This window comes from Pseudarthrobacter sp. AB1 (assembly GCF_014926485.1).
In the GTDB taxonomy this organism is placed as follows: domain Bacteria; phylum Actinomycetota; class Actinomycetes; order Actinomycetales; family Micrococcaceae; genus Arthrobacter.
On sequence record NZ_PZKO01000013.1, the window covers coordinates 53,354 to 78,838 of the forward strand.

Here is a 25,485-nt window from a genome sequence, read left to right on the forward strand (position 1 = left end):
CCTTCACGGATGACCCACCGCTTTCGAGAAAGATCCGCGGCATCCCATTCGTCAGGCGTTGGCCTTGCGCTTGACCCAGCCCCACACGCCCGTCGCGACGAACAGGATGAGGCCGATGATCGCCAGCCAAATGAGGCCCTTCACGGCAAAGCCCACGATCGACAGAACAAGCCAGATGACCAGAAGCCCAATTATTAGTCCCATAGCGGCATCCTACGCCCCCGCCGGTACCGGCCGTCTGCGACACGGCCCCGATCAGAGGTGTGCGGCCCGGACGTCCGATGGTGTTGCGCCCTGGATGACCCAGCGGTTGCCATCCGGGTCAGCAAAGTACGCAAACTGTACTCCGCCCATGTCCTGTATTTCGCTGACCTCGGCGCCCAGGCGGACGAGCTCGTCCCGGACCCCGCCAATGTCGGGCACCACAAGCTGCAGGCCCTCGAGGCTGCCCGGCGTCATGCTCGTCATGCCTGTACCAATGACTATCGAGGCGGCCGAACCCGGCGGCGTCAGCTGCACCACTCGCATTCCCGGGATGTGCTCCACATCGTGGTCCAGGACAAAGCCCAGCTTCTCCGTATAGAACGACTTCGACCTGTCGACATCGGCCACAGGTACCTGGACAACTTCAAGGCGCATCTCCATGCGCCTCACAGTACCGCCGCCGGATGTCCTGTGCGCAACGAAAACTCAATAGTTTTTGCTTCGCCCAGGGATGCCGAAATATGATCATCATGCTTACTATTGACGGGCATTAGGCACATCGGTGTAGTAACTGCTCACTGGGGGCAGCGGCGACCGTGCCGGAGATGGAGTTTCGCATGAGCACTGAACAGGGACTAAACCCGCTGAGCGACGAAGAACTGATGGCACAAGGCGGCACGGCACTCCCCGACAAGGAAGTGGCCTCCGTCCTGGACCTGAACGCCGATTTGGACCTGGGCATCAACGCCGCGGCACCCATCGATCTCGCTGTCGCGGCCAATGCCAACGTCGCAGCCCCGATCGACGCGGCTGCCTCCGCCAACATCCTCTCCTTCGGATCCCAGGCCCAGGCCCTTGCTGACCAGGGAGTCATCATCGACCAGGGCATCACCGCGGATGCCACAGCCGACTCCACCCAGGACAGCACCATTGACCAGGGCGCCGACCCGGCCGCCGGTGGGGACGGAACCGCGGACAGCAGCACCCCCGCAGGCGGCACCACCGCAGGCGGCACCACCGACGGCGGCCTCCTGCCCGGAGATCCCGCTTCAGATGTCGGCGCCCTGCCGGTGGATCCTTCCGCGGCCCTGGACGGAAACCTCCTGAACGTCAATGTGGACCTTGCCGCCCAGGCGGACATCGCGGCCCCGATCAACGGCGCCGTTGCTGCCAACGCCAACGTTGCCGCACCGATCGACGCGGCCGTTGCGGCGAACATCGGCTCCATCGACAGCAACGCTTTCGCCGTGGCCCAGCAGGACGCCATCATCAGCCAGAACATCGACGGCGAAGCCACCGCCTCCGCCGACCAGCAGTCCGATCTCCGGCAGTAGTCCGGACACCACCTCCCACGTGAGCACACCTAAATGAGCACAGTGCATGGCGGGCCGCCCAGGATGGACGGCCCGCCGGCTTCTCCTGCCCCCGCTACGGCTATAGGCGTCGGCCAGCCGGCCTCCCGCCTGCCCGACGTTCCCACGCTGGCCGACGGCGTCGAACTGCTCGGTGAACCGAAGGGTTCGGGTTATCGCGAGCCGCCCTCGCTGGTCCGCAGGGCAGATGGCCAGGCCATCCAGCTGACACGCCTGCTGTACCTGGTGCTGGAGGCAACGGACGGCCAGCGGACCACAGAGCAGATCGCCGCCCACGCCAGCGCCCGCTTCGGAAAGTTGGTCAGCGCGGACAACGTCCGCACCCTGATCACCTCCCAGCTCCTGCCGCTGGGGCTGCTCCGACTGGCCGACGGTTCACAGCCAGAGGTGAAGAAAGCCGACCCCCTGCTGGGCATGCGCTTCCGCTACACCGTGACGGATCCGGAGCGTACCCGCAAGCTCACGGCTCCGTTCGCGGTGCTCTTCAACCCGCTCATCGTGGCGGCCGTGTGCGCAGCCTTCATCGCCGCGTGCTGGTGGGTGCTCATGGTCAAGGGCCTCGCCTCCGCAACCCACGACGCGTTCGCCAACCCGGCCCTTGTGCTGCTGGTCCTGGCCGTGACTGTCCTGTCCGCGGGTTTCCACGAGTTCGGCCACGCTGCCGCCGCACGCCGTGGCGGCGCAACACCGGGAGCCATGGGAGCCGGCCTCTACCTGATCTGGCCCGCTTTTTTCACCGATGTCACCGACTCCTACCGCTTGGGCCGGGGCGGCAGGCTCCGCACCGACCTGGGCGGGCTGTACTTCAACGCGATGGTGGCCGTGGCCATCATGGGTGTCTGGTGGGCCACCGGCTTTGACGCCCTGTTGCTGGTGGTGGTCACCCAAATTCTCCAGATGATCCGGCAGCTGCTTCCGTTGGTGCGGTTTGACGGTTACCACATCCTGGCCGACGCCACCGGCGTTCCGGACCTCTTCCAGCGCATCAAACCGACCCTGCTGGGGCTGCTGCCGTGGCGCCGGACGGACCCCGCAGCCCAGGCGCTCAAGCCATGGGCACGGGCAGTGGTCACGGCATGGGTGCTGGTCACGGTGCCCCTGCTGGTACTTAGCCTGGTCATGATGGTCCTCTCGCTGCCGCGGCTCCTGGGCACGGCATGGGCCAGCGTCCTGAAACAGCAGTCGGAATTGTCCGAAAGCTTGGCTACCGGGGACATCGCCGGAGCCGCGGTGCGCACCCTGGCGATCGCCGCCGTCGTACTTCCCATCCTGGGCGTTGGCTACATCCTGCTCCGGCTGGTCCGGCAGCTGACCACCGGACTCTGGCAGAAAACCCGCGGCAAGACGCTGCAGCGGGCCGTAGCGATGGCCGCCATCGCAGCGGTGACCGCCGGGCTGGCCTGGGCCTGGTGGCCCGGAGCAGACACCTACCGGCCGGTGCAGCCGTACGAACGCGGCACTCTGGCCGACGTCACCACAGCCGTATTTCCGACGGCGGCGTACTCCGCCCTGCGGGAAGGCGGGACCGGGAAGACGGTGGCCCTGTGGCCCGCAGGAGCAGCGAAGCCGACGCGGGAAAACCCGCAGCTCAGCACGGTCCTGGTGCCCCGCACCGCTCCTGCGGGCGCCGGGGCAACGCCCGGCACGACGGCCGGTGCCGCCGCGGCGCCGTCGTGGGTATTCCCGTTCAACCAGCCCGCTGCCCCGGAGCAGGACGGCAACCAGGCTCTGGCGGTGAACACCACGGACGGCTCTGTGGTCTACGACGTCGCCTTCGCGCTGGTGTGGGCCGTAGACGGCGAACCCGTGGACACCACCAACGAGGCCTATGCGTTCGCCAGCTGCGCCGACTGCGCCGCCGTGGCCGTGAGCTTCCAGGTGGTGCTCATCGTGGGTCAGGCCAATGTGATCGTGCCCGAGAATCTCTCCGCGGCCGCCAACTACAACTGCCTCCGCTGCCTGACGTACGCACTGGCCAGTCAACTCGTTCTCACGCTCGACGGGCCGCTGAGCGACGGCGGAACGGCCAGGCTCAACGCTCTGTGGGCCGACATTGCCGAGTTCGGGCGGAACCTCCAGAACGTCCCCCTGTCCGAAATCCAGGGGCGCCTTACCGCGTTCAAGGAACAGATCAAGGAGATCATCCAAAGCGACCCCAGCGCCACAAAGGGAACCGGCACCTCCACGACGCCGCCCACAACAGCCACCCCCTCACCCGGCTCAACCGCCGGATCAAGCGCCGCGCCCACGTCGGGAGCCACCGCCCCGGCATCAGTGCCGACCGGAACGACGACGGCGGCGCCACCTCCCCCGGCGCCTGCCACCGGCGGGGCGGCACCGGAAAGCAGCCCCGCGCAAATAGCTCCCACCACTGAGCCGACCCAACCAGCACCGGTCGCCCCCACGCCGGTTCCGACCACAACCTCGGGCTGAAACAGGCTGGACCGGCAGGACAGGTGCACCTCACGGCGCACCTCACAACGCGGCCCTTCGACAGGACGGTCAGACCAGGCTCGGCTGGCTCGACAGGATGTAATCCACGGCCGCCGGGCCGGTCATGCCCAGCCCCGGCCTGAAGTAGCGGCCTGCGCGGAGCCGGCGCTGATGGTGCCCGCCCTGCGCCATCGCGGCCCAGAACACACGCTGCACACCGGGATTGAGCCCGTTCAGGAAGCACCAGCTGACGTAGACACCGTACATTTCGTCTTCGGTCAGCCCGGAAGCATCGTCCGCCTCGACGGTGATGCATTCGGCAAGGAAGCGGGTGTACTTCAAGTCAGTCATCGGGAACCTTTCGCCTACCGGAATCGTTTTTGACAGCGCCTCACCCGGGCGGGATACATCGCTTCCGATGCGATTCGTAGCCACGTTCGCAAAGGATTGGTCGTCTGCGGGCTGCCGTGATTTGAAGAAGCTCCGAACATAGTAAGTTGCCTTATGATTTTAGGTAATAGTGCCGCAGCGCACCGGGAGGAACGGATATGGTGGCGGAATCGCGCAGCTCCAGCAGGACTGAAGTGCTGGGCGGACGTTATCGGCTGGGCGAGGTGATCGGCCGCGGCGGTATGTCGTCCGTCTATTGCGCGCGGGACGAGAATCTGGGCCGGGACGTGGCGTTGAAGCTATTCGCACCCCAGGCCCCGGACGCAGACGAGTTGAAACGCCAGCAAGCTGAGATCACGCTGCTGGCAACGCTGAACCATCCCAGCCTCGTGACATTGTTCGATGTCGGCGTTGACGCACGCATCCCGGATGAGCCCCGCCCCTTCCTGACGATGGAACTGGTGGAGGGACAGGATCTGCGCAGCCGGATCAGGCACAGCGGGATCCCACTGGACGAGCTCGCCGTCATAGGCGCCGGCATCGCTGACGCACTCGCCTATGTCCACGGCCTTGGCATCCTCCACCGCGATATCAAGCCGGGAAACATCCTCTTGGTGCAGACCCGGCCCGGGGAGCCACTGCGGGCCAAGGTGGCCGACTTCGGCTTAGCACGAATCGCCGACGCAACCCGCCTGACCGCAACTGGAGCAATGGTGGGCACCGCGGCGTACCTCAGCCCCGAACAGGCCGTGGGCTCCCCCCTCACCCCTGCCACAGACATCTATTCCCTGGGGCTGGTCCTGCTCGAATGCATCAAACAGACGATGGAATTCCCCGGCAGCGCTGTGGAATCCGCCGTGGCCAGGCTGCACCGCGCGCCCGGCATCCCCACGGATCTCCCCGCCGAGTGGGCCGACCTGATCCGCGCCATGACGGCAATCGAGCCATTGGAACGTCCTACAGCAGCGGACGTCGAGACGGTGCTGCGGCAGGCCCTCGTCTCGCCGACGTCCACTCCCGGCGAACTAGCACCGGAAACCACGCGTGTGCTGCCGGCCATGCCGTTCAGGACGCCGTCCGTCACAGCCCAGACAAGGCCCGCGCCGGGTGCCGATCAGCGCGGCGGCCCTCGGGGAACTCGCCGGCGGAAGTCGTTCCGTTCCGGACAGAAGGCGCGGCTCTGGGTAGTGGCCATCCCGGTTGTTCTCGCGCTGGCGGGCGGGGCCGCGGCACTGACAGCGGGCCAGGCGCCAGAGACCACATCCGGCGTCGTGACTTACCCTGCCGTGAGTGGCACGCTGGGCGACCACCTCCTGGAACTGCAGAAGAGTGTGGAACCATGACCCGCCTCCATTCCAGGGGCAGGCGCGCCGGAGCCCGGGGCGCCGGACTTGCCGCCACCGTGATGCTGGCGGCGTCGCTCGCTGGCTGCGGCCCGGCCGGTACCGGCCTGCAGCGCGACACCGCCCAAAAGCTCCAGGAACTCGTGCTCGGCGTGAGCCAGGCAGCGGCTGCAACCGATTACACGGCCGCGCTCAAGTCGCTGGACAGCCTGGAAACGGACGTGGCGTCCGCAGCCGGCAGCGGTCAGGTTTCCGAGGAACGGCGCCGGAGCATCGTGACCAGCATCAGCGCTGTCAGGGCCGACCTCCAAGCCGCTGCAGAAGCCGCCGCAGCGGCAGCGAAAGCAGCTGACGAAGCAGCGGCTGCCGCGGCAGAAGCGGCGAAGACCAAGGCCGACGCGGAAGCCGCCGCGCAGGCCGCCCAGGAATACACGGCGCCCGTCGTGCCGGCACCTGTACCAGCCCCTGCACCCGCACCGGCAAAAGGCGAGGGCAAAGGCAAAAATAAGAACGGCTGAGTATTTGCCGTCCGTCACGGTTCCTTGCGTGCGGTAGAACACCGCGGAAACATGAAGGGTATGGGGAAACGAGGCAAACGAGCGAGGGCAGCGGGATGATGTTGCAGCGGGAAGCCGAGTTCATCTCCCTGATCCTGTGGGGCGCCGGGGACGGCATGCTGCCACGCGCCGATCAGGAAACCCTGGCCGCCCGGATCCCCGGTTCCATTCTGAAGGTCTACCCCGAGGTGGCGCACCTGGTGCTGTGGGAGTGTCCGGAGCAGGTGGCAGAAGATACGACGGCGTTCCTCGCCTCGCTCGGGTGAGTGCGGCCTTTTTCTAGGCTTTGAAATCCGCGATGAGCGCCGCGCTCCGTGCCCGGATTGCGGCTAAGTGGGTGCCCAGGCCGCTGAGGACAATGCCGGCGTCGGCGGCCTGGAGGGGGGATTCCGGTGTGGATAGTCCGTCTGCGCGGAGGTTGACGAGGGTCTCCACAAGTCGAAAGGCCAGATCTCCGTTCTGGCCGGTGGCGGTCCAGCCGTTCTCGGGGAGCGCCGCGCCGAGGCGTTGATACAGTGCCCGGAGCTCCGTTCTGTCCCGAATGAAGCTGCTGAACCTTTCGCTGCGCGCCTCCGGCAAGTTATAGAGCACGCCGAGGTTCCACCGGGCGTTACACAACTGGGTGCCGTCGAACAGTGCGACGGCGTGCAGCCGGGCCCCAGCAGATATGGGCTCGCCGTCATTCGCCGCACTGACGATACGGGCAAAATCGAGGCCGCTGGCCACCGTGGCCGCCAGCAGCACCTCAAGAATGTCGTCCTTGGTGCCGAAGTGGTGGTAGAGCGATGACTGGCGGATCCCCACGGCCTCTGCGATGGAGCGGGTTGAGGTGTTGGCATAACCCTGCGTGGTGAACAGCTCGGCGGCGGCGTCGAGGATTTCCTCTCGGGCATTGGCCCCCGGACGGGACGGCTGCTGCTTGCGGGGGCGCCCCGGGCCGGTGGTTGTCACGGCATCATTCTTGCACCCCGGCGGGACCCGGCGCTGCCGCCGCGGCGCGGTGAGATCGGCGAAACGCAACGGAAATAGTCCGTAATCCACCTTTTACACGGGCGACACGAAACCGGGATCTGCGGCTGGAAAACTATCAAGTGACCGGTATTCCGCAGCGTTGGTCCCAGCGCTGCATGTGCCGGAACGGATCAACCCCTAACGCCGTCCCAGCCCCGGAGATTCCGATGACATCCACTGTTCTTCCCTCATCCGCCCAGACCGATGATGCCGATCTTACGTCGCTTGGCTACGAGCCGTCCCTGCACCGCAAGCTGGGCCGGTATGCCTCCTTCGCGGCAGGCTTCTCCTTCGTTTCCATCCTGACCACCATCTTCCAACTCTTCGCGTTCGGGTACTCCTTTGCCGGTCCGGCGTTCTTCTGGACCTGGCCGGTGGTGCTGCTCGGCCAGCTGTTGGTGGCCCTGAACTTCGCGGAGCTCGCCGCACGCTACCCGCTCTCCGGGGCGGTCTACCAGTGGGCCCGGCGGGTGGGCGGCGAGACGGTGGGCTGGTTCGCCGGCTGGTTCATGGCCCTGGCGCAGGTGGTCACCGCCGCCGCAGCGGCCATCGCCATGCAGGTGGTACTGCCCCAGCTCTGGGACGGATTCCAACTGGTCGGCGGCGACCCCGCACTGAATACCACCACCGGCGCGGCGAACGCCGTCGTCCTCGGAGCCGTACTGCTGGTGGTCACCACCGTGATCAACTCCCTGGGCGTCAAACTGATGGCCCACGTGAACTCGGTGGGCGTGACCTGCGAAATCGTCGGCGTCGTCGCCGTGATCCTGGCGCTTATCACCGCCGCCCAGCGCGGACCCGACGTCGTGATGGACACCACCGTCATGGCGGGATCCGACCTCGGCGCTGTGGGCGCGTTTATGGTCTCGGGCCTGATGGCCGCCTACGTCATGGTGGGCTTCAACTCCGCGGGCGAGCTCTCCGAGGAGACAAAGTCCCCCCGGCGCACAGCACCCCGCACCATCCTCTCGGCCCTGATCATCTCCGGCATCGGCGGGGCGCTGATGATCGTGACTGCGCTGATGGCCGCCCCCAGCCTCGACGACGGCCGGCTAGCCACCGAGGGCCTGCCCTACGTGCTGACCGCCGTCCTCGGCACCTTCTGGGGCAAAGTGCTCCTGGTGGACGTGGCCGTGGCCATCTTCGTCTGCACCCTCGCCATCCAGACGGCCGGATCGCGCCTGGTGTTCTCCATGGCGCGGGACGGCAAACTCCCCGCCTCCGCACTGCTCTCCTCCGTCCACCCCACCCGCGGCACCCCGATGTGGCCCTCCATCGCCATCGGAGCCCTGGCCGTCGGCGTGCTCGCCATCAACGTCGGCAACGCCGCCCTCTTCACCACCCTCACCAGTGTCTGCATCGTCATGGTGTACGTCGCCTACCTCCTGGTCACCGTGCCGCAGCTCCTCAACCGGCTCCGCGGCGACTGGGATCAGGTGGGCCAGACCATGCCGGCCGGGCTGTTCTCACTGGGACGCTGGGGCCTGCCCATCAACATCCTCGCTGTGATCTACGGCGCCGTGATGGTGGTCAATCTCGCCTGGCCGCGGCCCGAGGTCTACGACCCCACCGGCGAAAACGGCATCCTCCTCTACTCCGCGCCGTTGATGGTTGGCATCGTGCTCGTCCTCGGACTCTGGATCCGGCGCTCAGCCGCCCGCCGGGCCAGCCGCACCGCAGCCTGACCCTCCGCCGCTTGACCACACGCCCGTGCAGACCCACGCCCCCTCTAGGATTGACATGACGCAGACCACCGAAACACCAGCCACGGCCACCACCGCTGGAGCCCGCGCGCACGCCCGGGAGCAGCACGGCCGCACGGCCCACACCATGCGGCACGTCCCGGCCGTCTCCGCCCCGGCATCGCTGACAGGAAACCTGTCCGGGACCGCCAAGGAAGGCCTGAGCTGGGCCGAGTCCGTGGCCTTCGGACGCTATACGGCGCTGCCGTTGGCCCGGGGCACCCGCATACGGCTTACCGACACCGACGGCGATGCCTGCGTCCACGTCCTGCTCTACCGGGGCGGGGCACTGCATGAACGGCTCAATGTGGCGGACACCGTCAAGGTTCCGTGGCAGGCCTACCCCACCGCGGGACACCCGCTACTGTCCGACTCCGGCCGGCTGATGGGCACGATCGTGGCCGACACCTCCGCCCGCCACGACGCCCTGACCGGTACCACCACGCTGGCGGGGAACACTTCCCGCTACGGCGCCGGGACGGTGCACAGCAGCTCGCCTGCCGGGCGGGAACTGCTGACCCTCGCCGCGCTGAAGCAGGGGCTGGGCGCACGGGATGTGGCGCCGTCGCTCTCCCTGTTCAAGGGCATCCGGGTTGACCCGGACGGCAGCATCCAGTTCACGGGGGCCGCCGGCTCCGGTGCCGCCGTCGAAATTCTGCTGCACATGGACGCCGTGGTGCTCCTGGCGAATACCTCCCACCCGCTGGATCCGCGGCCGGCCTTCACCGGAACGGCGGTGGACGTCCTCGCCTGGCACGCCCCGGAAGACCTCGGACTGCTTGCGGAAGGGCTCCTGACCGGGCCGCTGACCCCCGAACACCGTCAGGCCCTGAATAACACCGAACACGACCTCACTGCAAGGAACGCCCGATGAACACCGCCACTGAAACCCTGACACCCCCGACCGCCGCCGCGACTGCCAGGGAAACGGCGCTCGCGGACGGCGCAGTCATCCTGGATGAATACGTCGAAGCACGCGGACCCTGGTCCGCCGTCGTGGCCGCCGGGGACGTCCTGACCATCGTGGACCTGGAAGGCAACCAGGCGGTGGACTGCCTGCTCTACGCGGCAGACGACACGGAGGTGCGCTACTCCGCGTCTGTCACCCTCGCCGCGCAGCGCTCCATCGTGCTGACCACTGGCTCGGTGCTCCGGTCCGACGCCGGCCTGCCGATGATGACGGTGGTGGCGGATGAAGTTGGCCTGCACGACACCATCGGCGGGGCCTGCTCGCAGGAATCCAACACGCTGCGCTACGGGCAGCACACCCGTGAACAGCATGCCTGCGTGGAGAACTTCCTGATCGAAGGTTCGCGCTGGGGACTCGGTAAGCGTGACCTGGTCTCCAACATCAACTGGTTCATGAACGTTCCCGTTGATCCGGACGGAGCCCTCGGGATCGTGGACGGTCTCTCCGCCCCGGGGAAACGGGTGGCCCTCCGGGCTGAAGTGGACACCCTGGTGCTGGTTTCCAACTGCCCTCAGATCAACAATCCGTGCAACGGGTTCAATCCCACGCCGGTCCGCATGATCGTCACCCGCCCGGACGCTGCCCTGTGAACCGCTTCGACACCCTGCTGATCGCCAACCGCGGCGAAATCGCCTGCCGCATCATCGAATCCGCCCGGAAGATCGGCTTGCGCACCGTGGCCGTGTTCTCCGAGGCGGACCGGGGCGCCCGCCACGTCAGGCTGGCGGATGAGGCCGTGCTTTTGGGCCCGGCGCCGGCCAAGGATTCCTACCTTGAAGTCGAGGCCCTGCTGGATGCGGCCGCGGCAACAGGGGCCGGGGCCATCCACCCCGGCTACGGATTCCTCTCGGAGGACGCCGGCTTCGCCGAAGCTGTGGAGGCCGCCGGGCTGGTTTTCGTGGGGCCCACACCGGACCAGCTCCGGATCTTCGGCACCAAGCACACCGCGCGCGACGCCGCCAGGGCCGCCGGCGTGCCGATGATCGCCGGATCCGGCCTGCTTCCGGACGTGGACGCTGCCGTGCTGGCCTCACGGGAGATCGGATTCCCGCTTATGCTCAAAGCCACAGGCGGTGGCGGCGGCATCGGGATGACGGTATGCCGCACCGAGGACGAGCTCGCCGAAAGCTTCCCACGCGTGGCCCGCCTGGCCGGCGCGAGCTTCAGCACCGCCGGCGTTTTCGCCGAACGATACGTTGAACATGCCCGGCATGTGGAAGTACAGATCTTCGGTGACGGCGATGGCCGGGTGGTGAGCCTGGGTGACCGGGACTGCTCACTTCAGCGCCGCCACCAAAAGGTGCTGGAGGAAGCGCCCGCACCCGATCTGCCCGAGGCCCTCCGGGATGAACTGCACCGCAGTTCGCGGGCACTCTGCGGGTCGCTGGACTACCGCTCGGCCGGGACCGTGGAGTTCGTCTACGACCCCGTCCGGAAGGAGGCCTCATTCCTTGAGGTCAACGCCCGGCTCCAGGTTGAACACCCCGTGACAGAGGCTGTCACGGGCGTGGACCTGGTGGCATGGATGCTTCGGCTGGCCCAGGGCGGCGAGGAGGCAGCCGGTCTGCTGGCCGGGCGCCCGGACAGCATCCCGGTATCCGGGTACGCCGTCGAAGCCCGCCTTTATGCCGAGGACCCGGCACGCAACTTCCAGCCGAGTTCCGGAACGGTGACCAACGCCGTCTACCCCGTCACAGATGGCGTGCGCGTGGACGCCTGGGTGGAAACCGGCAGCGAGGTGTCCACCAACTACGATCCTCTCCTGGCCAAAATCATCACCACCGGCACGGACCGGAACCAGGCCTTCGACCGGCTCGGCGCGGCGCTGAAGGCCACCCGGATCGACGGCATCGAGACTAACCTCGGGATGCTCAGGGCCGTCACGGCCCTGGACGTGGTCCGCGACGCGGCCCACTCCACCGGCACCCTGAACGACCTGGGCGATCCGGAACCGCGGATCACCGTGGGACGGCCCGGGCTGCAGACCTCGGTGCAGGACTGGCCGGGCCGTGCAGGGTTGTGGCAGGTAGGCGTTCCGCCCAGCGGCCCGATGGATGATCTGTCCTTCCGGCTCGGCAACCGGGCACTCGGCAACGCCGAAGGCGCACCCGGGCTCGAGTTCACCATGACGGGGCCCACCCTGACGTTCACGCATGCCACAACGGTGTGCGTCGCAGGCGCCCCCACCATGCTCACCGTGGACGGAGCAAAAGTTCCCGCCTGGGAACCGGTGACAGTGCCCGCGGGTGGCACCCTCGACGTCGGCACCGCTGACGGGTCCGGCCTCCGCGGCTACATCCTGTTCCAGGGCGGACTCGATGTTCCGCAATACCTGGGCAGCGCGTCCACCTTCACCCTGGGCCAGTTCGGCGGACACGGCGGGCGCGTACTCAGGTCCGGTGACGTGCTGCGGGCCGGGACACCCGGGACCGTCGAAGGTTCGTTGCCGGCTGGCCGGCCGGTAGAGGCCCCGGCCGGCCCGGTTCCCCTGGACAGCAGGCCGGTATTGACGTCCGAGTGGGAGTTGACGGTGGTGGAAGGCCCGCACGGCGCACCCGAGTTCTTCCAGCGCGAGGACATCGAGGATCTTTACGCCGCCAGCTACGAAGTGCACTTCAACTCAGCCCGCACCGGGGTCCGCCTCATCGGCCCCAAACCGCGGTGGGCCCGCACCGACGGCGGCGAGGCGGGACTGCACCCGTCAAATATTCACGACACTGCCTATTCGGTAGGTGCCCTGGACTTCACCGGTGACACTCCGATCCTGCTGGGACCGGACGGTCCCAGCCTGGGCGGCTTCGTCTGCCCTGTGACCGTGGTGACGGCCGACCGCTGGAAGCTGGGCCAGCTCCGCCCCGGCGACTCCGTCCGCTTCGTGCCGGTAGAAGCCAACCGGGCGCCGTCGGCCAAGGATCTGGGTCCCGCCCGGCAGTTGGTGCTGCCCGGCGATCACGGCTGGGCATCCGGGGCGGTGTCAGCCCCCGGTCTCCGTCGAGGAGATGGCGACGACGGCGTGCTGGGACGGGTGCCCCAGGCCCCTGGCCGGCCTGCTGTCACGTATCGCCGCTCGGGGGACGACAACCTGCTGGTCGAATATGGTGACATGGTCCTTGATCTCAGCCTGAGAGCCCGTGTGCATGCCCTGCACCAGCACATTGCAGGGCTCCGCTTGCCTGGGATCGTTGACCTCACCCCCGGCATCCGTTCCCTGCAGATCAAGGCCGACCCTTCGGTGCTTCCGACCCCGAAGCTGTTGGGCCTGATGCAGGAAGTCGAGGCTGCCCTGCCGGCAAGTTCAGAGCTGGTGGTGCCCAGCCGCACCGTCCGTCTTCCGCTGTCCTGGGATGACCCGGCCACGCGCGAAGCCATCCAGCGCTACATGGCCGGTGTCCGGGACGACGCCCCCTGGTGCCCGTGGAACATCGAATTCATCAGGCGCATCAACGGCCTGGACTCTGTGAACGAGGTCTTTGACACGGTCTTCAACGCCGAATACCTGGTCCTCGGCCTTGGCGATGTCTATCTTGGCGCCCCGGTAGCTACACCGCTGGACCCCCGCCACCGTCTGGTGACCACCAAGTACAACCCCGCCCGGACCTGGACACCGGAAAACGCCGTGGGAATCGGTGGAGCCTACATGTGCATCTACGGCATGGAAGGTCCCGGGGGCTACCAATTCGTCGGCCGGACCACCCAGGTCTGGTCCCGTTACGCCGATTCCGCGCCGTTCGAGGCCGGTTCGCCCTGGCTGCTGCGGTTCTTTGACCGCATCTCCTGGTACCCGGTCAGCCCCGAAGAACTGTTGGACCTGCGGGCCGACATGGCCGCGGGCCGGGGCCGCGGAGTGGAGATCGAAGAGGGCACCTTCTCCTTGGCGGACCATGAGGACTTCCTTGCCCGGAACAGCGACTCGATCGACGCGTTCCGCGCGAAGCAGGCGGCAGCGTTCGCCGTCGAACGCCAAGCGTGGGCCGACGCCGGTGAGTTTGACCGCGCCGACGCAGCAGCCGCCATAGTTCCGGTCGCTGAAGAGCTGGTGGTTCCCGAGGGAGGAACGCTGGTTGCCTCGCCTTTCGCCGCGAGCGTGTGGAAGGTGGACGTGGCCCCCGGTGACCGGGTCTCCAAAGACCAGCCGCTGGTTTCGCTGGAGGCCATGAAAATGGAAACGGTGCTGGTTGCCCCGTGCGACGGCGTGGTCCAGCAGGTACTGCCTGTGGCAGGTTCCCAGGTAGTGCAAGGCGAGGCTCTCGTGGTCATTGCTCCACCGGTGGACCAGAACGCAACCGGGCACTCCGATGTGGACAGCGACGAACTGGAAGAGGCTGCAGCATGAGCACCGTACCCGCAAGCCGATGCGCCACCGAGCGTGTGAGAGCAGCACTGGCCGCCATTGACGCCGTCGATCGGCCGGAAATTTGGATTGCCCTGCGCCCGGCGGATCAGCTCCTGGCGGAGGCCGGCCGTATCGACACTGCAGTGGCCGCCGGCGCGGACCTCCCCCTGGCCGGAATGCTCCTTGCCGTGAAGAACAACGTTGACGTGGCGGGGATCAGCACCACGGCGGCGTGTCCCGGGTTCGCCTACATGCCGGAGCAGGACGCCGAGGCCGTAGCCCGGCTGCGGGCGGCCGGGGCCGTGGTTCTCGGCGCCACCAACCTGGACCAGTTCGCCACCGGGCTGGTAGGGACGCGAAGCCCACACGGAGCCGTCCGCGATTCCCGCCGGCCCGACCATATTTCCGGCGGTTCCAGTTCAGGCTCCGCCGTTGCAGTGGCCCTGGGGCTCGCCGATGTTGCGATCGGCACGGACACCGCAGGCTCGGGACGGGTACCCGCCGGACTTCAGGGGATTGTGGGCATCAAGGCCACACTCAACGTGGTTTCCACCGCCGGAGTAGTTCCGGCGTGCCGCTCGTGGGACGCCGTCACCGTGTTCGCCCGGGACCTGGCGACAGCCGAACTGGCCATGGGAATCATGGCGGGGAACGCACGAACCTGGCCGTCGGACGCCAAGCTTGCCGCACCGGCCCGGCCACGAGTTGCCTATCCATCGGCCTTGCCGGAACTTCCGCAAGATTGGGCTGATGAATTCGGCCGCCAGATTGCCAGGATTCAGGCTTCGGGAGTGGATGCGGAGCCAATCGAGTTCAACGACTTCCTTGAGGCAGCGCGCCTGCTGTATGACGGCGGTCTGGTGGCTGAGCGCTATGCCGCCATCGGAGCATTTGTTGCCTCGGCTACCGCGGACTCCGGCAATTCTGACGGGTTGGATCCCACCGTGGCCGGAATTGTCCTCCGGGCCGGCGAGGTCCCTGCCCACCGGTACGTTTCGGATACCGGCAGGCTCAACGACCTCAAGAACCAGGCCATGGCGCACTTGCGGGGCTTCGATGCACTGATCGTCCCCACAGCACCTTTCCACCCGAGCCTCTCGGACGTCGCCCGCGACCCTGTCGGAGTGAACTCGAAGATGGGGACTTACACCAACTTCTGCAATCTCTTCGACCTGTGCGCTGTCGCCATACCGGCTGGGGAATTGGACGGCTTCCAGTTCGGACTCACCGTTGTGGGGCGAACGTTCGAGGATGCGGTTGCCGCTGACATCGCCCGCAGAATCGAAACAACGCCTGCCCCACCGGCCCTGTTCGCGGCCGGAGCCGTCCAGGCACCCCTGGCCGGCCCCCGGAAACCTTGGCCGGTGCGGGCGGGCGCCTCCGCTGAGCCGCTCGTTGTGGTTGGGGCACATCGACGGGGGCAGCCCCTGTCCCACGAACTCGAATCCTTAGGTGCCGCCTGGGACGGGAATGTGCGCACGGCCGCCTGCTACCGCATGGTTGCCCTGGACACCCAGCCACCGAAACCCGGGGTATACCGGTCAGAGGACGGGGCGGAGCTCATGGCAGAGCGCTGGCTGCTGCCGGAAGCGGCGCTGGGACGGTTCCTGGCCGCGCTGCCCGAGCCAATGCTCCTGGGTTCCGTCCGTCTGGCAGACGGTACTCGCGCTGTCGGCTTCGCCTGCGACGCTGTGGCTGCCGCCACTGGCCGGGACATCACAAGCCACGGCGACTGGAGCGCCGCAATGGCGGCCGATGCGACCGGATTGGAGGTCCCGGGGCAAGACGCCCGCGAAAGCCTCCGGGACTCGCTCCTGACCGGGTTCACCCGGGGTCGCCAGCCAAACACCATACGCGGGTAGCAATGCTCGGATTACAGGAACCCTCCAGGCTGGCCCACAGATCACAAACCCATATTCAGATTCCCCGGCTCTGACAGGAGTGGAATGAACGATCAGAAGAAGATAACCAGCTGGTGGCCGAAAATTTGTTTCAGTTCTTGCCTTAGTCGTCCGGTGACTGATCCAACGAACGCGGCAGGCGATGCGGAGCGCCAATATTGGTGGCTGCTCCCCGGTGACGCCGCGTACGCGATGCCGGAAAATGCCCAATTAGAGGGCGAGGTGAATCAGTCTCCGGCCGTCGGTTCGTCCAACGCCGGCTGATTGCTGCGGTGCGGAGATTTGCCCGGACCTAAGCGACAGGACGCTGCGCACTCCACCGGCCCCACGGTGGGCCGTTCCCTCGCAGGCCAGCTCCAGCCTCCCGCGAGAGTTCTCTAGCGGTCCGTCTTGACCACTGTGAACAGCACCGCCGAGTCCTCTTCCGCTTCCAGGCTGTGCAGCCCGTCCGGCACGATCAGGAGATCCCCGGCCTTGCCCTGCCACGACTCCCCGCCCGCCCTCAGCCAGACCGACCCCTTCACCACGTAGACCGTGGCCTCGCCGGGGTTCTGGTGCTCGCTGAGCTGCGTGCCGGCACGGAAGGCCATGACGGTCTGGCGCAGTTTCTTCTCATGTCCGCCGAACGCTGTGTCGGCTGCCCGCCCGCTGGGAGCCGCGACGGCGGCAGCGATCTGCTGGCGGGCCAAAGCCTCAATCGATATCTTTTGCATGACGCAACCGTACCTACGATTCCCGGCCTTGCCGAGTGCCGTTCATCCTTCGTTTCGGCGGTGCTCAGCCGTGCGTGACCGCAGCACCCAAAAGCCCGAACAGCGCTCCGGTCGCCAAGGCAATGAGGGCGCGCCTCCCTGTGGGATACAGCCAGCGGACTGCGAACACGGCCACCGCGAAAATGAACCCGTTCACAACGGTCATCGTGACCGCCAACCATTCGGCCCCGGTGGACACCCCGAAACCTCCGCCGCTGCAGCCGCTGATCCCGCACCAGGCAGATCCCGCCACGAACCACTGCGGAAGGCTCAGTAGGACGGCGAGGGGCACCGTCCACCAGAGGTTCCGGACGTTCCGGGTGACCCCGTGAAATGTCACCACCGGAACCTGAGGCACAGCGGAAGGCGCAACTGCTGTTGCGGCGGCCGGAACGGGCCTCCGGATGCTCAGGACCATCCACCGGAAGATCGCTGCGTTGACCACCGCAAGGGCGAGGTGCCCCAGATAGTAGAGGACCGCCGTCGGCCGCAACCCGCCCGACGCCGGCGGACCCGAGGAATCAAAGAGAAAGCCCACGGCGAAATACGCTGTCGAAACGGGAAGCGCCAGGACCACCAAGGACCGCATCAGCCACTCCCGGACCGTCTCATCCAGAGCCAGGTCGAGGGAGCCGGTGACAAGGGCAACGCCAATTATGGCAACCGTCAAAGACAGATAGACGGCGACGGCGATCCTGGCCCAGCGCGGTAGTGACCCCTTATCCGGCAACGACCCTATCCGCATGATCACCACCCGCGCGGCCCCGAACGGACCATGCGGATCTCGGGCAACTCCTCCCACTCGGGTGGCAGCTGCCCGCGCCCTCCGTCAAACCGAAAGCCGTGTTTGAGGTAGAAGGCGAGCGCCCGGGGATTGTTCTCCAGCACCCAGAGATAAGCCGGGCTCTCGCCGATGGCCGCACTCAGCAACGCAGCCCCCAGCCCGCTGCCGTGCGTCCGCCGGAGCGTGTACAGCGAATACAGTTCCAGCGCCTCCGGGCCGTCCTCATTCCGTCCGGGACCCGAATCGGCGAGACCCACCATCTCGTTGTTGGCGTCCACGGCGATGATCCGCGGGTCACTGCTGGCCAGATATGGTCGACGACGTTCGACACGTTCGGGAATGCCGGCCCGCCGGGCGCGGAAGAACTCGGCTGACAGCCGGTCCCCGTAAGTCTCCTCGTGGGCCCGGGTGTGCATGTGCACCACCGCTTCAGCGTCGTCGGGAGTGGCCTGCCGGATAAGAAAGTCCATGGCGCCAGCGTAGCCACTTGCTACTTGACCCAGCCCGTTTTCTGCAGCCAGTCGGTCAGGATGGGCAGAGCTACGGCGCTCTGCATCGCGCCCATATGATCCAGGCCCGGCAGGACACGGACGTCCCACCCAGCCCTGGTCAAGGTTGCCTGATGCCTCGCCAGCGGCTCCCCGATGGCCACCTGTACGCCGCCCCAGACCGGTTTGTAGTCGATCTGGTCCTCGGCGCCGGCGAACGCGAGTTTGGCCAGGTCCACCGGGAGCCCTGCGGCGGAATCGTCAAAGTCCTGCAGCGCTTCGTACAGGGTGACGAACTGCAGCGTCTGCGCCTCGGTGGTCTGGACTGACACTGAATCCCAGTCACCCGGCTCCGGTGCGGCAACCGGGCCGGCGGGTTCGTCGGCCGTCTGCACGGACGTCGCATGCGCCGCCCGGGTGACCGCCAGCATGCTCCGGTACGGACCCTCGAGCGGCGGGAACCCGCCCATGGCGAGGGCCCGCAGACGGTCGGTGCGGAGTGCGAGCTGCAGGCCGCTCAGCGCCAGCCAGGAGTAGCCGTAGTAGGCAAAACGGTCGACGCCGGCGGCATCGGCAATTGCCAGCAGATCCTTCGCGATGTTCCCCGGGGTGAGCGACTGCGGCGCCGGGCGGACCATACGGTGTGCTTCGTAGTCTGTTGCGATCACCCGGTTGGTTGGTGACAGCCCGTTGATGAGGTTCGGGCCAAGGTCCGGATCCCCGCCCCATTGGCGCAGGGTCTCCGCCTCCGCCGTCGTGTGCAGGGCCAGGCTGACCGGCAGGAGAACGGCGGGTCCGTCTCCCTGGAGGGTGACTTGGATGGTTGAGCCGTCATGGAGAACTGCCTCAACTGTGTCTGTGTCCATGCGGTTCTCCCCTACTCGGCGTTCAACCCTTTGGCGTACGCGGCCTGCCCCACGTGCTGGAGGCAATCGGCAATGGTGCTGACAAGCCGCACGCCGAGGGTAACGGGCGGATTCCAACGTTTGTCAACGATACGGTCCAAGTCCTCATCGGTGAGAGTCTCCAGGAAATCCCTGGTCTGCCGGTGGACGGCGTCGTAATACTCAAGGAGAAGTTCCGGCCGGGCCCGCACCGCGTCGACCTGGTGGGTCGAGTGACCGTACCCGGTGTCACGGTCTGTCAGCGGCAGCCCAAAACGACCCGCAAAATCCTGTGCCGTCCAAACCTGGTCCAGGCCAGCGGCGGAGGCCACCTGGGCGTCCTCCACGCGGGCGAGATGCCAGACCAACCACGCAATCGAGTTGCCGGTTCCCGCCGGCCGCTTGGCCAGCGAACCGTCGTCGAGCCCTTCAAGAGTGGCCTCCACCGTCTCCCTGATCCGGCCGAAGGTGTCCAGCAGCAGTTCGTTGGATTTCATCAGGTCCTCCTCGACGTGCCATTTTCACTGAGCCCCATGCTTACACGCTCGCCCCACCACCGGATAGCACGGGATAAATAGAACCCTTAGCCATCCGCGCTGGCGTACTCAAGGAAACCACCATGAGAAAAAGTAAGCGTCACCCTTAACCTGTCGCTGGACGGTGTTATGCAGGCGCCGGGCCGTCCCGACGAGGACACCCGCGGAGGATTCCAGCGTGGCGGCTGGGCGTTGCCCTGCAACGACCCCGTCATGGGACGTGTGATGGGTGAGGGGATGGCGCAAACAGGTGCCCTCTTGCTGGGGCGTCGCACCTACCAGGACTTCGCCGGCTTCTGGCCGCACTAAAAGGACAACCCCTTCACCGAGGTCCTGGACAACATCCGGAAATACGTCGCCTCTAGGACGCTGACCGAACCACTGCCCTGGAAGAACTCAACACTGCTCCAGGGCGATGCAGCAAAGGCCGTGGCCACCCTCAAAAAGGAGCCGGGGCCGGACATCGCCATACTGGGCAGCGGGATCTCTGCACGGCGCAGCCGGACGATATCCTCCAGCACGTCGTCGGGGAGGGGGTGCTCCGGCGTGAACCGGATGGTCCCCTTGGACAGGAAGTACCCTTCCAGCCGGCGCGCGACGGCGTCAAACACCGCCGGGGAAAACGGGAAGGCGGAGAGGTGCTTGGCTGCCCGGACGACGCCCACGAGTGGCTTTCCCTCGAATTTCAGGGCCGGCATCCCGTAGCTGATCCCCTCCACAGCCTCCGGCGCAACGGCCCTTGCAATGTCGATCACATGTTGCAAGCAGCCGCGATCCGGCTCAGGCAAATCGGCCAAGGAATCGTCAACGGTGCCCATTTTATTCCTGAGCGTGGCGCGTCGATTCCTGAGCGTGGCGTGCCAGGGGCGGCACGTACCTTCGCGGCAGGTGCGGCCCTTGCGCGCCAATCAGCCCTGCGCCAATCAGCCTGCCGCTGGCGACGTGCGCTGGGAGATGTTGAGAATGTTCCCTTCGCTGTCGAGGAACCAGGCGGACTTCCCCCAGTCATTGTCGGCAACGCCGTTCTCCGTCTTCAGGCCGGGGAAATCGTAGTCTTCAAAGACGACGCCGCGGCCCCGCAGCTCCTCCATCTCGCCTTCGAGGTTGTCCGTTTCCCAGCCCATCTGGGTGTTCTTGGCCGTCCCGGCATTCTCTGTCTGGTAGATCAGGAAACCGGTTCCGTTGCCGGCGCTGTAATACACGCTGCCGTCCTCCATGGAATCGGACGGTTCCAGGCCCAGCTTGTCCCGATAGAAATCCTTCGCCCTGTTGATGTCCTTGGCAGCGAGGACAGCCATGATGGTTGAATCCTTGAGCATGATGATTTCCTTTGTGCCGTGCTTTCGCGTTGGTGGCGATGCTCTCCCCCCGGGGGCGGCTCCGGAACATCGTTGTCCGGTGCCGCGTGGCCGCCCGTTGCGCCAAGTGCCGGAGCGGCCACCTGGGACTCTCCTGAGCCGCGCCAGCCATCATCGGCACGAGGGTCCCCGAAGCTTATGTGGCCATTATGGAACTGAAAGGGCACCCGCGGATATAGGGGATTTCAACTGCTTCAGGCGGCCCTCCCGGATGCCCCGCTGTGCCCTCACGGATGCCCCCACGGATGCCGCGAGCAAGTGTGGATCTGGGGCTGCTTTTAGTGCCGCACACTTAGTTAGTGCGTACTTTTGGTGTAGAAGAAGAATTTTTGATCGTTGATCCCTCCAACGGCAGTCCCCTGCCCCTGGCCGCAGACCTGCTGCGTCTCCAGGACCCGGGCGAACCTGGGGACCTTTCCACGCACCCGATGCTCGCCGTCGAGCTTCACCAGGAACAGATCGAAGTGATCACCCACCCGCACAGCACCCTGAGCGGGCTCTCCGCCGAGATCCTGTCCGGCCGAGCCCTCGCGGACTCGCTTGCCCGGAAAGCCGGCGCCCGGATTGCCGCCCTCGCCACGTCCCCGCTGGCGGTGACACCCCATTCCACCAGCAACACCCGCTATGACGCGCTGCTGGAAAAGTTTGCTGTAACTGCCCGTAAACAGCTGACCTGCGGCTGCCACATCCATGTCTCCGTTGACTCTGACGAGGAAGGCGTCGCGATCCTGGACCGCATCAGGTCCTGGCTGCCGCCACTGATGGCGTTGACCGCCAACTCCCCGTTCTGGGACGGCGCTGACAGCGGCTATGCCAGCTACCGCACCCAGGCCTGGAACCGGTGGTCCTCAGCCGGCCCGACTGAAATCTTCGGCTCGGCCCAGGCCTACCACCAGCGCGTGGCGGACCTGGCCGGCACGGGAGTAATCAACAACCCTGATTTTGACGCCCGCCTCTCCGCCCGCCACCCCACCGTAGAGATCCGGGTATCCGATGTCAGCCTCGACCCTCGCGACACCGTCCTGATCGCCGCCCTGGTCCGGGGTCTGGTGGAGACCGCGGCCCGGGAATGGAAATCCGGCCAGGGGCCGGACACGGTTTCGGCCATCATCCTGCGCCAGGGTTCCTGGCTGGCGAGCCGGTGGGGAATCCAGGGAGACCTGCTGAACCCGCTGACCCACAAGCCGGAGTCCGCACGCAAGGTCATCGCCGCGCTCCATAACCATGTCCGCGACGCCCTGGTGGAGGCGGGCGACGAAGCCTACGTCGAGGCATCCCTGCACCGGATCTTCAGCAACGGAACCGGCGCCAAACTGCAGCGGCAGGCCTACGCCCGCCACGGCAGGCTGGCTGACGTGGTGAGCGACGCCGTCGTAGTTACCCACCAGGAGCCGGCCTTCTACGAGCCGAGCACCCCGGATGACCTATCACTTTTGGTCCCCAACACGGTGGGTTAGCCACCAAACCTGATAGAGCAAACCCGGGAACCGGGCGCAGGTGGTCCGGGAACCGGGCGCAGGTGGTCCGGGAACCGGGCGCGGGTGGTCCGGGAACCGCGGGATAATGGAAGCATGAGCAATCAGGACCCGGACCCCTGGGCGGAATTCGACCGGCTCAAGCCCGCAGTCCCGGACCGCGTGGCCGGTCATCCCGGCGGCGAACCCGTGGGTTTTGGCTTTCGGACGGGTGTGCGCAGCGCCAAAGTGGCCCTCGGCTTCGCCGTGTACGCGCTGGCGCTCGGCACAACTCTGGTCCTCACCGGCGCCGTGGTCTTCATCGCCCAGGGCCAGTGGCTGCTGCTCGGGCTGATGGCGCTGATCGAGGCCGTCTTTGTGTACGGGTTCATCCGGCTGGCGCGCCAGGCTCGCAACCGGCGCGCGTCCGGCTAGTGACTTAGCGGCGGGTGCCGCTATGACCGCGCGGCGCGGATGGCCCGGCCCGCGGCTGCACCGGCCGCCTGGATTACCGGGACCAAGCACAGCAGGGTGACCACAGTGTTGGGACGGAACGACGCCCGGCCGCCCACGCTCCGGTACACCCCCAACGGCAGCACCATCCCGCCGCCACCCCCGCCGGAGGCACCGTCGCCAGCTTCGCCGCCTCCCCCGAACCCGAACGACACCAGGGCAACCGGGACGATTTCCTCCCCGCCCACCTGGACAGCTGGGCCATACGCCTTGGTGACGCCGATGTTTTTGAAGGTGTCCACAAAGGACGAAAAGGAGTCAGACATACCCTCACCATAGGCGTGGGCCGGGGCGATCACCATGGGTGAGCGGCCGACGTCGGGCCCTCCTCCGGGAGCCGCATTGCCGCGGGGCCGTGCCCTTGCAATACGTCGGGGTGCCCCGGCCACACCGGACGAGTCGTTCATCCTCACGGACCGGGACGCCGTCGCCGCTCCGCGGCCACCGCCGGCGCCAGCGCACCGGCTGCAGGGCACGGGCTGCAGGGCACGGGCTGCAGGGCACCGGGGCCAGCCCCGCCAGGTCGAGCTCGGGTCAGGCCCGGGTCAGGCCTTGTTGGCCGTCGCTGCGGCCGAGAGTGCAGCCAGCCCACGCTCGAAATCGCCGCCGACCATCTTGTCCATGTTCATAAACAGGGCAAAAACCTTCGCGAGGCCCATGTTCTCGCCGGTCATCCGCCACGTGACCTGGGTGCCGCCGTCTGCCGGTGTGAACGTAAACGTAGTGGGATTCACAGCCTTGAACGGCTTTGTGAACTCAAGGCGGACCTTGATACTCCGGGGGAACTCAGACTCGACAATCTCCATATTGCCGCTGCCTGCTTTGCGGTTGCCGCTCCAGGCATACTTGGCCCCCACACCGGCGTCACTGCCCGAATACGAACGGTTCAATTCCGGATCCACGTTCTCCCACGGCGACCATTTGGTCCACTCGAGAAAGCTGTTGACCAGCGGAAACACGTTGTCCGCAGGCGCAGGAATAAGGGCACTGCGAGTGACTTCGTAAGTTGACATGCCGCAATCATAGGCGGAAGGGCGGGTGAATCCGCCAGCCCCGGAGGGCAACAGTTCTTGTGTTCACCACCTGTTCCGGCGCCCGCTACCTGGCCGGCCTACAGTCGCAGGATCCACGGCCGGAAGTGCGGCCGCACCAGTGAAAGAGGCAACGATGACCACCGGACTCCACCAGCACAACCTCAGCCGGAGGGCCGCGCTGACGGCCGCCGGGACTCTTGGCGCACTGGGACTTGCAGTGGCGGCAGCGGCCGGAAGCAGCGCAGCGCCGGGTGCGCAGGCACCCAAGCCCACCCTCGCATTCCGGCCAGACGGCGGTTTCAAGGTGGTCCAGTTCAACGACACCCAGGACGACGAGCAGACGGACCGCCGCACGATCGAGCTCATGGACAAGACCCTGGACGCGGAGAAGCCGGACTTCGTCGTGATCAACGGCGATGTGATCAACGGCGGCTGCGACTCCGAGCTGGAGGTCAAGCAGGCACTCAACCACGTGGTCCAGCCCATGGAGCGCCGGCAGATCCCGTGGGCCGTCACGTTCGGCAACCACGACGAGGATTCCGTGGCACGGACCGGCATGACCGAGGCCAGGATGCTGCAGTTCCTCCAAACCTACGACTTCAATATGAACGGCGACTCCACGCCGGGCCTGACCGGGACGTCAAACTCGCTGCTGCTCGTTCAGTCCGCCAAGTCCAAGGCGCCGGCCTTCGGTCTGTGGCTCATGGACACCGGCCGCTATGCCCCGGACGCCATCAGCGGACAGGACTTCGAAGGATACCCGGACTGGGACTGGGTACGCATGGACCAGGTCACCTGGTACCGCAATCTGTCGATCGCTACCCAGCAAAAGTACGGTAAGACGGTTCCCTCCCTGATGTGGGGACACATTGCGCTCCACGAGCATCGCAACATGTGGTTCGCCAGCCTCGACTCGCGGACAGACGCGGATCACGCCCGGGCCCTCACGAAGCACAACATCATCGGTGAACGGAACGAGGACGAGTGCCCCGGTCCCATCAACTCCGGCCTGTTCAATGCCTTCCTGGAGCGGGGGGACGTCCTGGGCTATTTTGTGGGCCACGACCACGTCAACACGTACGTGGGCAACTACTACGGTGTGCAGCTCGGTTACTCGCCCGGCACCGGATTCGGCGCCTACGGGCTCGCTGGCGCCGAACGGAACCGCTTGCGCGGGGCACGGGTCTTCGAGCTGGATGAGAACCACCAGGGAATCTACAAGGAGACCCGGCTGGTCTTCGCAAAGGACCTGGGTCTAGACCTGACGGCCAACGACCAGCCGATCGTTCCGCAGCCGCTGGATCCGCGGCAACTCTAGCGCTGACCTGCACATGGTAGCGGCGGTGCCTCCATTTGAGGTGGAGGCACCGCCGTTGCAGTGGATTGCCCGCCGCCAGGTCACCCGGCGCAGCCGCACCGCCGCCG

Annotated in this window: 27 protein-coding genes and 1 pseudogene; 15 read left to right on the top strand and 13 right to left on the bottom strand. The window is 66.6% G+C overall.

Going from position 1 to position 25,485, the window contains the following annotated elements:
* Positions 1-51: 51 nt before the first annotated feature.
* Both DAD99_RS04005 and DAD99_RS04010 read right to left on the bottom strand, forming a co-directional pair.
* Positions 52-204 (bottom strand): LPXTG cell wall anchor domain-containing protein, encoded by a 153-nt coding sequence (locus DAD99_RS04005; RefSeq protein ID WP_185262737.1) that lies wholly within the window; start codon positions 202-204, stop codon positions 52-54.
* A 51-nt stretch (positions 205-255) separates the two neighbouring features.
* Entirely contained in the window at positions 256-645 is a 390-nt protein-coding gene (locus tag DAD99_RS04010) for a VOC family protein (protein WP_193340444.1), read from the bottom strand.
* Positions 646-821: 176 nt separating this feature from the next.
* Between DAD99_RS04010 and DAD99_RS04015 the strand changes: the two genes are divergently transcribed.
* Positions 822-1,538 (top strand): peptidoglycan-binding protein, encoded by a 717-nt coding sequence (locus tag DAD99_RS04015; protein WP_193340445.1) that lies wholly within the window; start codon positions 822-824, stop codon positions 1,536-1,538.
* A gap of 33 nt (positions 1,539-1,571) precedes the next feature.
* Positions 1,572-4,010, top strand: coding sequence for a hypothetical protein (locus DAD99_RS04020; protein ID WP_193340446.1), 2,439 nt, complete (start codon positions 1,572-1,574; stop codon positions 4,008-4,010).
* A gap of 69 nt (positions 4,011-4,079) precedes the next feature.
* Here DAD99_RS04020 and DAD99_RS04025 read toward each other — a convergent pair whose 3' ends face one another.
* On the bottom strand, positions 4,080-4,361 hold the full coding sequence (locus tag DAD99_RS04025) for a hypothetical protein (protein WP_193340447.1): 282 nt from the start codon (positions 4,359-4,361) through the stop codon (positions 4,080-4,082).
* A gap of 197 nt (positions 4,362-4,558) precedes the next feature.
* Between DAD99_RS04025 and DAD99_RS04030 the strand changes: the two genes are divergently transcribed.
* From DAD99_RS04030 to DAD99_RS04040, 3 genes are all read left to right on the top strand, one after another.
* Positions 4,559-5,743 carry a serine/threonine-protein kinase gene (locus DAD99_RS04030; protein WP_193340448.1) on the top strand — a complete coding sequence of 395 codons (1,185 nt, stop codon included), beginning with the start codon at positions 4,559-4,561 and terminating at the stop codon, positions 5,741-5,743.
* Positions 5,740-6,261: a hypothetical protein gene (locus DAD99_RS04035; RefSeq protein WP_185262731.1), complete on the top strand. Its 522-nt coding sequence runs from the start codon at positions 5,740-5,742 to the stop codon at positions 6,259-6,261. Before DAD99_RS04030 ends, DAD99_RS04035 begins: the two co-directional genes overlap by 4 nt.
* 95 nt (positions 6,262-6,356) lie before the next feature.
* Complete coding sequence (locus DAD99_RS04040) at positions 6,357-6,566, top strand: alpha/beta fold hydrolase (protein ID WP_193340449.1); 210 nt, start codon at positions 6,357-6,359, stop codon at positions 6,564-6,566.
* A gap of 13 nt (positions 6,567-6,579) precedes the next feature.
* Here DAD99_RS04040 and DAD99_RS04045 read toward each other — a convergent pair whose 3' ends face one another.
* Positions 6,580-7,251 carry a TetR/AcrR family transcriptional regulator gene (locus DAD99_RS04045; RefSeq protein WP_193340450.1) on the bottom strand — a complete coding sequence of 224 codons (672 nt, stop codon included), beginning with the start codon at positions 7,249-7,251 and terminating at the stop codon, positions 6,580-6,582.
* A gap of 227 nt (positions 7,252-7,478) precedes the next feature.
* Here DAD99_RS04045 and DAD99_RS04050 point away from each other — a divergent pair, with 227 nt between their 5' ends.
* From DAD99_RS04050 to DAD99_RS04075, 6 genes are all read left to right on the top strand, one after another.
* Positions 7,479-8,996, top strand: coding sequence for an amino acid permease (locus DAD99_RS04050; protein WP_193340451.1), 1,518 nt, complete (start codon positions 7,479-7,481; stop codon positions 8,994-8,996).
* A gap of 55 nt (positions 8,997-9,051) precedes the next feature.
* Entirely contained in the window at positions 9,052-9,927 is an 876-nt protein-coding gene (locus DAD99_RS04055; RefSeq protein ID WP_193340452.1) for an urea amidolyase associated protein UAAP1, read from the top strand.
* Positions 9,924-10,613 (top strand): urea amidolyase associated protein UAAP2, encoded by a 690-nt coding sequence (locus tag DAD99_RS04060; protein WP_193340453.1) that lies wholly within the window; start codon positions 9,924-9,926, stop codon positions 10,611-10,613. The genes DAD99_RS04055 and DAD99_RS04060 overlap by 4 nt, the downstream gene beginning before the upstream one ends.
* A complete protein-coding gene (gene uca, locus DAD99_RS04065; protein ID WP_193340454.1) occupies positions 10,610-14,356 on the top strand; it encodes an urea carboxylase in 3,747 nt (1,248 codons plus the stop codon). The genes DAD99_RS04060 and uca overlap by 4 nt, the downstream gene beginning before the upstream one ends.
* On the top strand, positions 14,353-16,218 hold the full coding sequence (atzF, locus tag DAD99_RS04070; protein ID WP_193340455.1) for an allophanate hydrolase: 1,866 nt from the start codon (positions 14,353-14,355) through the stop codon (positions 16,216-16,218). The genes uca and atzF overlap by 4 nt, the downstream gene beginning before the upstream one ends.
* A gap of 84 nt (positions 16,219-16,302) precedes the next feature.
* Positions 16,303-16,521, top strand: a complete 219-nt coding sequence (locus tag DAD99_RS04075; protein WP_193340456.1) for a hypothetical protein — start codon at positions 16,303-16,305, stop codon at positions 16,519-16,521.
* Positions 16,522-16,634: 113 nt separating this feature from the next.
* Here the strand turns inward: DAD99_RS04075 and DAD99_RS04080 are convergent, their stop codons facing one another.
* The 5 genes from DAD99_RS04080 to DAD99_RS04100 all read right to left on the bottom strand — a co-directional run bounded on the left by DAD99_RS04080 (position 16,635) and on the right by DAD99_RS04100 (position 19,662).
* Positions 16,635-16,970, bottom strand: a complete 336-nt coding sequence (locus tag DAD99_RS04080) for a cupin domain-containing protein (protein ID WP_193340457.1) — start codon at positions 16,968-16,970, stop codon at positions 16,635-16,637.
* A 64-nt stretch (positions 16,971-17,034) separates the two neighbouring features.
* Positions 17,035-17,754, bottom strand: a complete 720-nt coding sequence (locus tag DAD99_RS04085) for a hypothetical protein (protein WP_193340458.1) — start codon at positions 17,752-17,754, stop codon at positions 17,035-17,037.
* A gap of 2 nt (positions 17,755-17,756) precedes the next feature.
* The gene (locus tag DAD99_RS04090; RefSeq protein ID WP_193340459.1) at positions 17,757-18,263 is read right to left on the bottom strand and encodes a GNAT family N-acetyltransferase; all 507 of its coding nucleotides are present in this window, start codon (positions 18,261-18,263) and stop codon (positions 17,757-17,759) included.
* 20 nt (positions 18,264-18,283) lie between these two features.
* The gene (locus tag DAD99_RS04095) at positions 18,284-19,147 is read right to left on the bottom strand and encodes an alpha/beta fold hydrolase (protein ID WP_193340460.1); all 864 of its coding nucleotides are present in this window, start codon (positions 19,145-19,147) and stop codon (positions 18,284-18,286) included.
* An 11-nt stretch (positions 19,148-19,158) separates the two neighbouring features.
* Positions 19,159-19,662: a DinB family protein gene (locus tag DAD99_RS04100; RefSeq protein WP_193340461.1), complete on the bottom strand. Its 504-nt coding sequence runs from the start codon at positions 19,660-19,662 to the stop codon at positions 19,159-19,161.
* 168 nt (positions 19,663-19,830) lie between these two features.
* Here DAD99_RS04100 and DAD99_RS04105 point away from each other — a divergent pair, with 168 nt between their 5' ends.
* Complete coding sequence (locus DAD99_RS04105) at positions 19,831-20,010, top strand: hypothetical protein (RefSeq protein ID WP_193340462.1); 180 nt, start codon at positions 19,831-19,833, stop codon at positions 20,008-20,010.
* 173 nt (positions 20,011-20,183) lie between these two features.
* Here DAD99_RS04105 and DAD99_RS04110 read toward each other — a convergent pair.
* Together DAD99_RS04110 and DAD99_RS04115 are read right to left on the bottom strand one after the other, a co-directional pair.
* Positions 20,184-20,519, bottom strand: a pseudogene (locus DAD99_RS04110) (iron chaperone); the annotation flags it as partial.
* 105 nt (positions 20,520-20,624) lie between these two features.
* On the bottom strand, positions 20,625-21,020 hold the full coding sequence (locus DAD99_RS04115; RefSeq protein WP_193340464.1) for a VOC family protein: 396 nt from the start codon (positions 21,018-21,020) through the stop codon (positions 20,625-20,627).
* Between the two features lie 338 nt (positions 21,021-21,358).
* Between DAD99_RS04115 and DAD99_RS04120 the strand changes: the two genes are divergently transcribed.
* Positions 21,359-22,516: a glutamate--cysteine ligase gene (locus DAD99_RS04120; RefSeq protein ID WP_193340465.1), complete on the top strand. Its 1,158-nt coding sequence runs from the start codon at positions 21,359-21,361 to the stop codon at positions 22,514-22,516.
* 114 nt (positions 22,517-22,630) lie between these two features.
* Entirely contained in the window at positions 22,631-22,948 is a 318-nt protein-coding gene (locus tag DAD99_RS04125; RefSeq protein ID WP_185262715.1) for a hypothetical protein, read from the top strand.
* A 20-nt stretch (positions 22,949-22,968) separates the two neighbouring features.
* On the opposite strand, the gene DAD99_RS04130 is transcribed toward DAD99_RS04125, so the two are convergent.
* Together DAD99_RS04130 and DAD99_RS04135 are read right to left on the bottom strand one after the other, a co-directional pair.
* On the bottom strand, positions 22,969-23,292 hold the full coding sequence (locus tag DAD99_RS04130; RefSeq protein ID WP_193340466.1) for a hypothetical protein: 324 nt from the start codon (positions 23,290-23,292) through the stop codon (positions 22,969-22,971).
* A gap of 279 nt (positions 23,293-23,571) precedes the next feature.
* Positions 23,572-24,039 (bottom strand): SRPBCC family protein, encoded by a 468-nt coding sequence (locus DAD99_RS04135; RefSeq protein WP_193340467.1) that lies wholly within the window; start codon positions 24,037-24,039, stop codon positions 23,572-23,574.
* Between the two features lie 154 nt (positions 24,040-24,193).
* On the opposite strand from DAD99_RS04135, the gene DAD99_RS04140 reads away from it, so the two are divergent.
* Positions 24,194-25,378, top strand: coding sequence for a metallophosphoesterase family protein (locus DAD99_RS04140; RefSeq protein ID WP_193340468.1), 1,185 nt, complete (start codon positions 24,194-24,196; stop codon positions 25,376-25,378).
* The last annotated feature ends 107 nt before the right edge of the window (positions 25,379-25,485 follow it).